17 protein-coding genes are annotated in these 11,718 nt (G+C 49.0%); all 17 read right to left on the bottom strand.

The genetic code is table 11. The features are described from left to right. Positions 1-672 (bottom strand): phage portal protein (locus KHQ28_RS12540; RefSeq protein WP_211777613.1); only part of this gene is annotated, 672 nt, incomplete at its 3' end. Next, positions 672-851 (bottom strand): hypothetical protein, encoded by a 180-nt coding sequence (locus tag KHQ28_RS12535; protein ID WP_017898992.1) that lies wholly within the window; start codon positions 849-851, stop codon positions 672-674. The genes KHQ28_RS12535 and KHQ28_RS12540, both read right to left, overlap by 1 nt. Beyond that, complete coding sequence (locus tag KHQ28_RS12530; RefSeq protein WP_048276844.1) at positions 845-2,566, bottom strand: terminase large subunit; 1,722 nt, start codon at positions 2,564-2,566, stop codon at positions 845-847. The genes KHQ28_RS12535 and KHQ28_RS12530 overlap by 7 nt, the downstream gene beginning before the upstream one ends. Next, positions 2,566-3,000 carry a phage terminase small subunit P27 family gene (locus KHQ28_RS12525; protein ID WP_211777612.1) on the bottom strand — a complete coding sequence of 145 codons (435 nt, stop codon included), beginning with the start codon at positions 2,998-3,000 and terminating at the stop codon, positions 2,566-2,568. Before KHQ28_RS12525 ends, KHQ28_RS12530 begins: the two co-directional genes overlap by 1 nt. Before the next feature lie 249 nt (positions 3,001-3,249). Next, positions 3,250-3,681 (bottom strand): hypothetical protein, encoded by a 432-nt coding sequence (locus tag KHQ28_RS12520; protein WP_017898991.1) that lies wholly within the window; start codon positions 3,679-3,681, stop codon positions 3,250-3,252. Next, a complete protein-coding gene (locus tag KHQ28_RS12515; RefSeq protein WP_014228902.1) occupies positions 3,678-3,995 on the bottom strand; it encodes a hypothetical protein in 318 nt (105 codons plus the stop codon). The genes KHQ28_RS12520 and KHQ28_RS12515 overlap by 4 nt, the downstream gene beginning before the upstream one ends. Continuing rightward, the gene (locus KHQ28_RS12510) at positions 3,947-4,309 is read right to left on the bottom strand and encodes an HNH endonuclease (RefSeq protein WP_017898990.1); all 363 of its coding nucleotides are present in this window, start codon (positions 4,307-4,309) and stop codon (positions 3,947-3,949) included. Before KHQ28_RS12510 ends, KHQ28_RS12515 begins: the two co-directional genes overlap by 49 nt. Before the next feature lie 153 nt (positions 4,310-4,462). Further along, positions 4,463-4,687, bottom strand: a complete 225-nt coding sequence (locus tag KHQ28_RS12505) for a hypothetical protein (RefSeq protein WP_023342895.1) — start codon at positions 4,685-4,687, stop codon at positions 4,463-4,465. A gap of 1,371 nt (positions 4,688-6,058) precedes the next feature. After that, positions 6,059-6,409: a hypothetical protein gene (locus tag KHQ28_RS12500; RefSeq protein WP_017898986.1), complete on the bottom strand. Its 351-nt coding sequence runs from the start codon at positions 6,407-6,409 to the stop codon at positions 6,059-6,061. Then, the gene (locus KHQ28_RS12495; RefSeq protein ID WP_023279523.1) at positions 6,406-6,903 is read right to left on the bottom strand and encodes a lysozyme; all 498 of its coding nucleotides are present in this window, start codon (positions 6,901-6,903) and stop codon (positions 6,406-6,408) included. The genes KHQ28_RS12500 and KHQ28_RS12495 overlap by 4 nt, the downstream gene beginning before the upstream one ends. Then, on the bottom strand, positions 6,903-7,118 hold the full coding sequence (locus KHQ28_RS12490; RefSeq protein WP_017880269.1) for a class II holin family protein: 216 nt from the start codon (positions 7,116-7,118) through the stop codon (positions 6,903-6,905). The genes KHQ28_RS12495 and KHQ28_RS12490 overlap by 1 nt, the downstream gene beginning before the upstream one ends. 1,423 nt (positions 7,119-8,541) lie before the next feature. Continuing rightward, positions 8,542-9,144 carry a hypothetical protein gene (locus KHQ28_RS12485; RefSeq protein ID WP_023342896.1) on the bottom strand — a complete coding sequence of 201 codons (603 nt, stop codon included), beginning with the start codon at positions 9,142-9,144 and terminating at the stop codon, positions 8,542-8,544. 16 nt (positions 9,145-9,160) lie between these two features. Further along, positions 9,161-10,192: a DUF968 domain-containing protein gene (locus KHQ28_RS12480; protein ID WP_048276843.1), complete on the bottom strand. Its 1,032-nt coding sequence runs from the start codon at positions 10,190-10,192 to the stop codon at positions 9,161-9,163. Next, entirely contained in the window at positions 10,192-10,395 is a 204-nt protein-coding gene (locus KHQ28_RS29605) for a hypothetical protein (RefSeq protein ID WP_032735234.1), read from the bottom strand. Before KHQ28_RS29605 ends, KHQ28_RS12480 begins: the two co-directional genes overlap by 1 nt. After that, on the bottom strand, positions 10,392-10,784 hold the full coding sequence (locus KHQ28_RS12475; protein WP_048276842.1) for a DNA-binding protein: 393 nt from the start codon (positions 10,782-10,784) through the stop codon (positions 10,392-10,394). The genes KHQ28_RS29605 and KHQ28_RS12475 overlap by 4 nt, the downstream gene beginning before the upstream one ends. A gap of 40 nt (positions 10,785-10,824) precedes the next feature. Beyond that, positions 10,825-11,082, bottom strand: coding sequence for a hypothetical protein (locus KHQ28_RS12470; RefSeq protein ID WP_071890454.1), 258 nt, complete (start codon positions 11,080-11,082; stop codon positions 10,825-10,827). Positions 11,083-11,126: 44 nt separating this feature from the next. After that, positions 11,127-11,360, bottom strand: a complete 234-nt coding sequence (locus KHQ28_RS12465; RefSeq protein WP_023279529.1) for a DinI family protein — start codon at positions 11,358-11,360, stop codon at positions 11,127-11,129. Between the last annotated feature and the right edge of the window lie 358 nt (positions 11,361-11,718).

The following is an 11,718-nucleotide window of genomic DNA, read 5'->3' as shown; positions in this document are numbered from 1 at the left end:
AGCATCCTGGCTTTTAATGGTCGCAGCCTCTTTCGGACGCTCTATCACCCCGCTCATCGTTGTCCCGCGCCGGAATGTCGCGGCCGCATGCTCCTCAACCGCCAGATTCAGCCCCAGAACATCGGCGTTCGTCTGAATGGGGGAACTGCCGATATAGCCATCCAGAGAAAAGACCTTCACATGGTGCATCATGCGCATCGGCAGAATTTCGCCGACTTCCGGGAGTTGGTAATACGGCATACCGTCCGGCCCTTTAAGCACAATGACCTTTTTCGGGTTAATGGGGATCAGCTCTTTCGGGTAGCCTTTTCCGTCCCGTTCGATGATCGAGTAGCAATTTCCCTCCAGCCCCAGCAACCCCTGCTGCTGCTCGAAATACTCGAATGAGGTGTCTTTCCTGTTGGGCTGGGAGTGAATCAGGTCATAAACCGGGTGGTCCGTCGCACGCTGGCGCCCGCCATTTTTATCCCGCCGGTAAAGTTCGCACGGCAGCTGCGCAACGGACTCAGCCAGGAGGGTGACACAGGCCCGGACCGCTGAAAGTCCCAGAGCGGTTTCCGGCGTGATTATGATGCCAGTTTTGCTCTGGCTTGAACGAACCCCGCCCAGCATAGCTTCCCAGAAGCTATTACCCGAGTATTGTCGGCCCCTGAACATCTGGGGTAGGAACATTATTTACCTCCGCCATTGCTGACGCCGGAGGAAAAGGCCCGGGTTGTCATATATGACCAGCCCAGACAAATAATCCCTCCTGTTATCAATCCCACTGATGGAGAAATAAGCCAGGCACCTGCGGATAACAATCCAGCACCAGTGAGGCCGACAATAAAACTCAGAACTGAAATTAGCATGCTATATCTTCCTCATCGTATACGGATGTTATCACTGAACTGTTAAGCATGGCGCGCCCCAGCCCCATCATTAAACCAACCGCACCATCTATCTTGTTCTGCCGCCCTTCTTTCCCGGGACGCACAATATCGTCACTTCCGGGAAGGTACTGGCCGACGATATTGGAAATACACCAGTTCATGACAGGGTGTCCGTCATGATGGAATCTCCCCGAGATGAGCGCAGCCTCAATCTCTCTCATAGGATCACTCATATGGGTAAAATTTTGTCTTATCTCGACAGGCTCAAGCCCCTCTTCCTCAAGCATGTGACGTAATGAAGTCGCGCCATAAGGATCAATGGGGCATTGGGCAATTTTTACGGTATTCCGCAGCTTCAGGATCGTTTCAAATATCAGCCTGTAATCAACTTCGCCACCATCGGTCGGGATCAACTTACCCTGCCGGACAAAGGACTGATAACGTTCTGCGGTACTTTTCAGCGCGGTCTCCTGCGAGTAAATGGTTTCTTCTGGTGCCCAAAACAGAGGAGAAACACAGTAAAAATGTGTTATTCCGTCTATTTCACGACGAAAAACTGGAACCACGGCATTGAGGTCAACTTTCGAGGCCAGATCGATACCCAGCCAGCATTCTTCCCCTTCAAAATCTGACAACTTAAGGTTTTTATCGGCTGCATCCATCCATTTTCTCAGGTCGTAATAAGCTGATTTTGCGCTTACCCAGCGATTGAAATGCTTGGTCAGAATCTTGTTTGTCTGCCCGGGCGTCGACATACCCAATAATTGTTTAGCCCGGAGAAAATCTGCTTTTACCGAAATGCCATAGTTGGGGTTTGCCTTGATTAATGCCTCAGGAGTCGTCCAGTCATCATCGTCATCAAGGCCATAAATCAGACCAAATATGGTTTCATTTTCCTCGCCATTACGGGTTCTCCGCAGGATCTCTACAACCTGAGTACGCTTTTCATAGCAAGGGGATGTAATGTCATAGCCGGCAGTGGTGATGATCAGTGTCATCGGTTGTTCACGAGCCCCCATACCGGTGGTCATGGTGGTGTAAAGCGCATCAGTAGTATGTTCGTGATATTCATCAATGATGGCGCATGATGGCGAATCACCATCCCCCGGGTCACCGATCACAGGCGCAAAAACCGAACCGTCAGGGCGCGTCATTTTTTTTGCCCAGGGTTTTATCGAGAATTTTTGCCGCAATGCCGGCAGCTTTTTCACCATTTGCAGCGCCGGAGAAAATACCTTCCATGCCTGTTTTTCAGTCGTGGCGCCGCAATAGACTTCTGCACCATGCTCGCCATCTGCACAAAACATATAATTTCCTACAGCAGCGGCAATAGCGGATTTCCCGTTCTTCCTGGGCACCTCGATATAGATTTCAGAGAAACGACGCAGGCCTGTCTTCTTGTGTACCCATCCAAACGGTACGCCAAGAGCGAACTTCTGCCAGGCTTCAAATTCAATCCGGAGTTTACGCCGGGCCCATTCCCCTGAGGTATGAGGCATTTTCTGGGCAAAACGAAGAAATCGTTCTGCTTTGTTTTTATCGAAGCGGTAGGGCCAGTGGGGATCCTTTGCTCGTTCGAGGTCGTCCAGATGTCGCTGACAGGCAAGTATCGTTAACTGACACGCCAGAATCTTCCCGCCAACGATATCCCGCGCATACTGGTTCGCTGCATTGACGTTCGGATAGGTTGCCATCAGTCAAACTCATCGAATTCATTCCCGTCATCGTCCGGATCCTTTTGTCCGCTGGTCATGCGAAGACGACTGAGCGGATCTAACCCCAACAGAGAGCCCAGGCGGGCAAGCTGGGAAACCGAGTCATTCCGGACATTAACTGCAGGGTGTTTTTTCAGCCCCCCCATTTCACTTTCTGAGGTCAGTCCGCTGGCCAGCATTTTTTCGGCTTCGAGCATCAGATGAAAAGCATTGCAGTAAGCCAGTAACAAAGGTGCGTCCTCCAGCTCAAACACCCCTCGGTCGATGAGTATTTTGCTTTGCGTCTTCCACATTATTATTGCCGCCTCCCCCATTAACTCAGCGGGAGGCGCAATACGTGTTAATTTGCTTTTTTGCCCGGTGGGTAAAGTGGGTTTTCGGCCACCACCGGACGATCGAATTCCTCCGGCCATAAACGTTCCTTTGATAGATGAAACCTTCCGGAAAAAAGTTTCTTATTTCTGGCGTGTAAAAATAGACTTCAACGGGCAGTCCCGAAGTGCGAAAGGGGTCAGGGATTTGATCCCCCCTTCCCCCTGGCTGCAGCTGCCTCAGTCGAGGTGGAGGTCGTCATTCCGGCTGCGCCGGCGGCGAATACGGTTCGCACTGCGTGGGCCGGCATATATCAGACGTTCAATGAACACCAGTTGTTATACCGGCTGTCAGGATCCTGTCGCTGTAGCAGATCCTCCATCGGCCTGCAGTACGCTTTCTGGAAGCCGTTCATCTAATGGCTGGTTCTCGAAAACCTTCATCCCAAACTGACCAATCCAGGTGCTAACTGAGTTGATGTTCCCTGCGATGAAGTCGGTCACCTCGGCGATCAATCCTTTAACGACGACATCCGTGCTCTGACGCCAGTAATTCTCAATCGCGACCAGCAACGGATCGGAACCATTACTGACAGATTGTTCACCTACGCTATACGTTTTTTTCTTCGCGCTATCGGTTATACATCGCAGCTGGCTGGTCTGGACGGCTCCAACCTCTGCTGCAATTACCTGCATCGTCAACGTAGCCACTTTGTTCCCGTCTGCATCAGCGCTGGATGCATAGAACATGGAGAGCGTCAGATCCGTGCGTTTATACATCATTGCTTACCTCCCCTACGATGGCGGGAACGACGACCGCCGGGAAACGGAGATTGTTGATCCTGTACCAGCTCACCCACTAAAGGTTCCTGGGCCGACTCAGCAGCCGGTGCCGGTGCAATATCATGCGCAATCGTCAGTTTCAGCAGTGGGCGGCCGCCCTGGACATGCTCAAAATGGATGCCATGCACGGCTTCATTCATTCGTGACTGACCATCAGTCTCCAGAACGGTCAAAACGCCATCAACGTATTCAATTTTGAAACTCTTCATCGGGTTCTCTCTGTTGCTGTTTTCTTGCTGTGGCAGGTCCAGCACAATGACTCCAGATTAAAGTCATCATCGGTACCACCATGAGCTTTAGGAATGATGTGGTCGACACTTGAAGCTTTCGTGGCAATACCGTCTCGCCTGCAGTTCTGACAAAGGTATTTATCCCTCTTCATGATACGGGCCCGTTTAATTTCCCACGGACGACCATAACCACGTTCATGCCGAGTTTTTCCGGGCTGATAGTTACGCCAGCCATCACCGGCGTGTTGCTGCCGATGGATCTCACAGAACCCACTGACATCATTCGTTACTGCCGTGCATCCTTTGTGCCGGCAAGGTCGTTTAGCGCGTGGAGGCATAACTTTTTCCGAAGTTAGTGATAACGCAGTCGTTAACACCGTTTTGTGTTACAGGGATGATGCCAGGGTGAACTTGGGTGAACTTGATGCCATATTCACCCCAATAAAAAGCCCCGCATAAGCGGGGCTGTAGATTCAGAAATATGGTTTTGGCTACTGGTAGGTATATGCGAAATGCCCTTCGATCTGAGATCTGACATCAACAGTTTCGTCTAACTTTAAGGAATCATAGCCCTTAATATGGAAATGAGGCTCATATGCATAAATCGTAATAAATGCATATGACCCTTCATCTCCCGTGAAAATCTCATATTTGACGCGAGAAAGACCGGCACCAACTAACATGTATGTATCCAGAAGCTTCTGGGTATTCATCATCCATTCCTTTTCCTTTAAAAATCCTTATCAGCATACATGAATTCGATGGATGACGACTGCAATGAATTCTTGCAGGCTTCAAAAAAACCTCAATATCAGTAAGTTAATACCCATACAGCCCCCCAAATATGCCAAAAAATAAAGCAGAAAGCAGCCAGGCAAGTGCAGTCTTCTTCATTAGCACTCCGTAAAATGCTATAGACATTGCTAGACACATCGTTATAAAAACTGGCCACATAGTCAATAAAAAAAGCAAATAACCAAAAAACCCACTATTAATAGTTATATTCACCGCTAACTTAACCCTGACGTTCTAAATATGAGCTGTATCGCATGACACCATGCAATCTGTTCTTTCTGGCGAACTATAGCATTATCAAAGCCACTTAGTGAATGCTTGATGCCTTAGCCGCTGAGCTCCGTTAACTGATTTACACCCGCTACGCTTGTTATATCCGGAGTGTTGTCTAAACTATCTAATGACTTTGCTCTGCCACGACAAAGTCCGTCGTTCTACCTGTGAGCTTAGGGATGAGCCACTTCCTGTAGTATCTGGCCTTCCATTTTTTCTCAAAACCAGTAGAAAAACATCCCGCAATCTGACTATACTCCTACATTGGCTGCCCCTGCAGCACCCCGTCAATCTGTCGGATTTACTCCACGGGGTTTTTTATAACCTGAAACTGCTGGACAAAAGACTCCAAGAACTAAGCCCACCAGCAGCACATTTCCAGGATATCCATAAACAGGATACCTAAGAGTTGTTATGTCCTTCGAACATATAAGGCGCGTATGATGATTAGTTATATTCAAACCTGAGCTCATCAAGCCTTAATGGTTTTCTTATAAAAGTATTTTTGCATTAGATAATGAGTATCTGCCCCTCGCACAATGCGCAAAGCATAGGGGAGGATTCATCGTAATCACCATTTCCATCGGTGTAATTATTAACCACCCAAAGAGTGTAATCAATCGTGTCATCTCTGACAAGATTGATATTCCCAGCATTCTGTTCACCTCGTAAAATATACTTACCTTGCTTATCTTTTATACCATGAGAGAGAGTCCCACTCCTTTATTAAAATAATAGATAAAATCTTAAGTCCACCATCTGATACAAGTACTTCCAATGACAGTTTGTCACCTGAAGCTGGATCAGACATTCTTGCATAACATTTTCTAATCACAACCAACCTACTCATTTTTGGGTAGGGTATAAGCAAGGCAGGGACTGAATTCAACAAGAAAATAACCTATCGGGCTATCGCTTTATAATAAGCCTGCCAGCGGTACTTATCCAATCTCAGTTGCCGCAAGCACTGAGTGCTTTCAATATCAGCCTGCAGATCTTCGTCGCTGTCCTTCGCGGCGTCACTTGCTTTGCACGGCGGGCTCATCAAATCCGGGGATGGAGTTGGCAGCATCGATGGCGCGCTGACGCAGCTGCACAGCATCATCATCAAACCTGCATACAATACGATTCGGAGACTGAACATATTTCACCACGTCACGGGTTATTGTTTTGTAGATGACCTTACCCGCTTCGTTAGCAGTAGCGGCCTTTTCCTCTACAGGCTTAATGGTACTCTCGGCCTTCTCTCTCTTCTTTGAAGCTTGAGCATTGATGTGATCAGCGTGAGAACTCCAGCCTGAGCGCCACGAAATCACGTTAGAGGCCAGCAGGATTGTTATAGCGATGATAACGGCGGTTAAGCGACTCATCTTTGCTCCCATAAACAAACTTCACGCTCAACTTCCCTCCGGGTAATAAGTCCTTTCCACTGCTTACCTTTGGCATAGGTCCAGCGGAGCAGTTGATCGCACGCTCCTTTAGGGTCACCCTGGTTGATTTTGCGAAGCAGTGTGGAGGTCTGGAAGTTACCAGTTCCGACGTTATAGGCGAACGAGTACAAAGCCCCACGCATAGTTTCTGGGATCGGTTTTTTGATGTAAGGGTTGATCTGCCTGGCGACGGTATTCAGGTCTTTATTTAGTAGCGCCCGACACTCTGCCTCGGTATAGGTTTTGCCGAGCATGATGTCTTTACCTGTGTGGCCGTAGCAAACCGTCCAGACACCTACCACATCCTGATAAGGGTCGTATCGCACTCCCTCAAGCCCATCATTACCCGTCGGGCCAGTAATGAGTGCAGAGGCAATCGCAAAGGCTCCACCGCCGACTGCAGCAAGAACGCTTTTACGTAGTGTCGGAGACATTATTCACCTCGCACAGCTTTTCGCCGGTCTTCTTTAATTTTGAAATACAGATTCGTCAGGTATGTCAGCAAGCCAAATACCAGACTTCCCAGAACACCAATAGCGGCCCACTGGGATGGGGATACTTTGTCGAGCAATTGCAACATCCAGAACCCCGCGTTACCTGCGGACGTTCCGTAGGCAATACCTGTTGTTAGCTTGTCCATTCGATACATACTCCACCTCCGGATTAACGGGGTGCTTTGTGCGTGTAGGGGGTCAGGCCCATCGGGCTGATTTAACAACGAGCCGTATCGATGATGATTCCCGTGAGCCTGAAATGAAAAAGGCCACGCAAATGCGCAGCCTTTGAATAGATCCGCTGGAAAAGAACAGCCTACGCGTTAACGTGGGCTTGAGGTGAAGTTGTGGTGCCGGGTGCCTCCCGGTAAGCCTTTGGTCAGCCACCATGACTCGCGCATTCGGTTTAGCAATAAAACAATACTGTTTACGCCCCTCCGCTCAGGGGGATTCACCACCCATAAAACTTAACATCTCAATAACGTCTCTTCAATGCCAAACGTCGCTATGACCTAATTTTTCGGCGTAAAGCATCCTTCTGTTCCGCTTCTTATTGCTTTGAGCCTCACTCCGTTGAAGGGGAAAGGAGTTCCTGCAAATGAATCCATCGCCTTCCTTGTTTTGATGATTTATTTGGGCAGATTACGAGCAAAAAAAACCCGCCAGAGAAGCGGGAAGAAAATTGGCAACCAAGGCTGTAACGAAAGGAAGGTGCACCTAATAGTCCGAGCTACCGATTTACCAGGAAGCATTCACTTTTGCCTTTACGTTCTATAAACATAGCAGGGCAACCGCAAAAGTAAACCCACTATGAAATATTCAATATGCTTAGTGACAGTGTGGTGCCGGGTGCCTCCCGGTGAGCATGCCCCAGTCGGCATGGCCCGCGCTGCATTTACAGGTTTCTGTAACTGACTGGTCGCCCCTCCGCATAGGGGGATTCACCACATCAATAATTTAGGATGCAAACAATCAAAGTGTCAATATCTGACCATACCGCCAGCGCCTCTGCCATAATATAAGCCAGCAACAGCCCACTTAAATTGTATGCATTCTGATACTTGAAGCTATTGCAAAGCCCTGACTCAATGCAGTCACCCACTGATATCAGGTAAATACGAGGTAAGTAAAATGCTATCTACTGATAACCAAAGAATTTCAGAGATTTTTGAACGTTTGGCAGAAATAGCAGCTAAAACCGCTGAATTAACAAGCAACCCTAATCTATCCCCTGCTCAAAAGTAGGCAGCATGTGACAGTTACTTTATCGAACATGATCAGTTAACAACCGAAGCCCTAGAGATCTTCAAAAAAATCATTAAAAATCCTCGGTGAATGCTGAAGCATGTGAGATTGCGTATGCAATACGACGATATGACAGGGGTATTGATGCAGCGCATCTCGCGAATACCCCTGTCGTATCGCCGGAAAGCAAAAACCCCGCACGGGCGGGGTCTTCGTTATATTCAGATTGTCGCTTTTTGTCGCTGCCGAGTGGCGCAGCTCTGCCAAGCATGAAGGGATTATCTAACTTTCTGGCCCATTTTCAATACCAAAAAGTCAACATAGCACTTTTTGCTAATCCGCATGAATCGCCTTATGAACAGAAAGGAAAGCTTTTGCTCTGAATATTTCAAGACACCAGCGCACTCTTTTCCGGGCCTCACTGTCTGTTAACCATGGCGCCACCAGCTGTATTTCCCGTGTTATGTCTGAGATTTTTTTGCGGGTGGTGTAATAGTTAACGCCAACGAGATAAACAGGATCACCCGTTTCAAATATCGCCAGTACACATCGTTCAACAAATTCAACATCATCCTCAGTGATCGCAGCGTCAATGGCCACAGTTGCAGGTTTTGGCCACAAAATGGCATGCGCCCTGCTTAGTGCCTGCCGCCCGCGATAGCCTTCACTCCTTGCCTGCTCAATTGCTGCCGTAAAGCGCTCTAATGCTCTATCTGACCAGTGATCACCCTTCATACCTCGCCAGCATGAATGTCCTGATGGTTTGCGAGGGGCCGCACCTCCTCTCATACCTTCTCCCCATACAGTAAGCAGAGATTTTATCCAGGCGGACTGAATGCCATTAAGGGGAGTGAATCGGCCCAGCCAGCTTTTGCGCGGGGCGGCGGCCACTGTTTCTAATCCTGCACGGTGTAGACGGCGTTGACGTGGTGTCATTCTGTTCTTCTCCTTACTACGCCAGAACGCCGAGCGCGTATGCCCGGTCCAGCAATTTAATAATCAATACCGGCTGGGTGCCGTATTCACGCTCAAAAGCGGCAGGGTCATGGTGCAAAGCACGGTGGTGCTTGCGGCATAATGGGATCGTAAAAATATCGTGGGCCTTGGTGCCTACGCCGCCCTGCCCCCAGCCAATAAGATGATGGGCATCATCTGCAGGCTGCCCACAGCACATACACGGCTGTTTTTTAACCCATGAGATAAAGTCAGCTGATAACCATCGGCTCCGCTTAGGTCTCGCGAATAGTGTCGCCGGTGCAACAGGATCGACGTTCACAGGAACCAGAGGTTTGCCCGGCGTTGTTTTTGCCGTTGGCCTGATTGCTTTTTCGATACGGGGAGAAAGAATGCTGGTGGCCGGTACCGACGGAACGATCTCACTCTCCCTGTAAACAGATTTAATGCCATCGTCTTTAATACGCAGGGATCGGCGCGCCATTTCTTCTGTAATTTCATCGCCAATCCCGGCGCCTACCGCCCACCAGCATAGCTCCGCCAGTGACAATGATCGCTGAGCGTCCAGCCCAAGCGCGATGCGGGCAGTGTCGATTACCCAGTCAGCGTTATTAACACCTACCAGTTGATCGAGGGTGTGTTCCGTTTGGTTTTTCAGCTCATTATCACAGTGCCAGCATGCGATTATTACACCCGTCGAATGGCGAAACGGGACGAGCTCATGGTGATGGTAATCGGAATGTGTCCACTGACAGTTTTTAACCTGCCTACGCAACCATGACTCGAGGGCACTAACCCCACCAGCTGCAGTGATAACTGCCTTCTTCATGAAAAAAGGTCTGATCACCATATCATCCCGCAACGGCTGCCGGGCATCAGGAAGACGTCCACTGGGTATCTTTTTCATGCTTGCCGGCGGTATTTCAACAAGAACTCGGCCGGCACCGAATAACGGCATTAATTCACTACCCGGCTTAAGCAGCACAATTCCAAGATGACGTGCAATATCCACGTTAAGCAAAGCTCGCATCAGTCCCTCCACATCTTCTGTATGTAGGTCCTGTCAATCCGTGGCGGCTTCTTCGATTCCGGCAACAACACGCGGATCTCCCACGATGCAAAGTCTCTGGATAAGCTCTTCTCAACCACACAGTTATTTTTACGGTATCGATCCACCAGCTCTGTAGCCTCAGCCTCTGAAAGCTGCTCGTGTAAAAACCAACTTTTCTTCATGGCTGATCACCGAACAGTCGCAAAAACTCAATCGCTCTTTCACGCGCGCCGGGTTCTTCAGCGATCATTTCCGGCAGCAGCTGCACGGCGAGCATAGGCTCCTTTCGCCCGACGATGGAAATTCCTCTGGAGACACGGCGAGAGAGTTTTATGAAATTTTTTCTCTCTAACGCACGCAGATGCAACAGGACAGCATTAGACGAGCTAACGCCGAGCATATCGGCCAGCTCAGATAGCGTAGGTGGGTAGCCATGCTGATTGATGTAGGCCACCAGCAGATCGAAAACTTCCTGCTGTCGAAAAGTGAGTTTCGAAGACGAGAGTAAACCGGCGCTCGTTGAAGGAGCACCAGTCAGAGGGGATTTTGATACTTCGGTTGTTTGCGTCATGGCTTCTCTCCGTGACGCAGCAGGTATAGGTTGTTCAGGCCTATGACGGGATTGTAACAGAACCAGGGGGAACCTGGTAACCAACTCCAGACCTAGCCTTTTCAATCATCTGTGAAAAAAGAGAGAGAGTCCCCACTATCTCATCCGGCTGCAAAGGCATAAACGAAACAGTGTCGCCGCGCCGGTACATCAGAGCGCGCTCACACACAGGAAAGGATGTCAGACGGGCAACGATCACCCCATCGTCGCATCTGATAATTGCATAGCCGGTGTTCGGCGTTTCTTGTTTTTTACTCACAGCCAAATCCTCAAAATAAACCAGGCAAGCCACTGGACCTCAACTTAACAAAACCAGTCATCAGCGCTTTCCCAGGTGTCCTGCAGGATTTCCTCAATACGTTTTTTATCTCCGTCCATTCCACCAAGCACGGTCAAACCATCGGAGCTGGCCCGACGAATCACAAGACTGCAGTTATTAAAGTTTTGATCCAATCGCCGCAGTAGCTCCTTCTCCAGAGCAGGCACAGCGCCATCCGGCAATTTTTTTTGGCGATCAATTGTGATTTCCACTTTCATAACTAGCTCCTCACGCAAGTACTGTATAAATAAACAGTATACTTGTTAGGTGAAATGTTCAAGCGTTTAATGCCACTTTTCGCTAACCCATGCTCATGTTTAGATTGATCTTTTCTCCACAAAGGACGAAATCCGCTATCACAGGGATACAGTCATTTTTGTGGTGATCAACACCTTTGATAAGAAACGTTGCTACCTCTGGCGTTCCAGATTCCGCTCTTGGCACAGAGCGGACAAACTAACTGATTTGGAGGTCCGCTATGAGCGAAGAGCGGACCTAGGACTTGTGGTTGCACAGTGTTTAAACCTGTAGTCAGGCCCTTACAGGCGCGCCGCATTTGGTAATGAAGTTTACAGC

This window comes from Klebsiella sp. 28 (genome assembly GCF_018223905.1).
GTDB lineage: Bacteria > Pseudomonadota > Gammaproteobacteria > Enterobacterales > Enterobacteriaceae > Klebsiella > Klebsiella pneumoniae.
The sequence above is the reverse complement of the archived record's forward strand: the minus strand, read 5'-3'. Positions and strand labels throughout refer to the sequence as shown.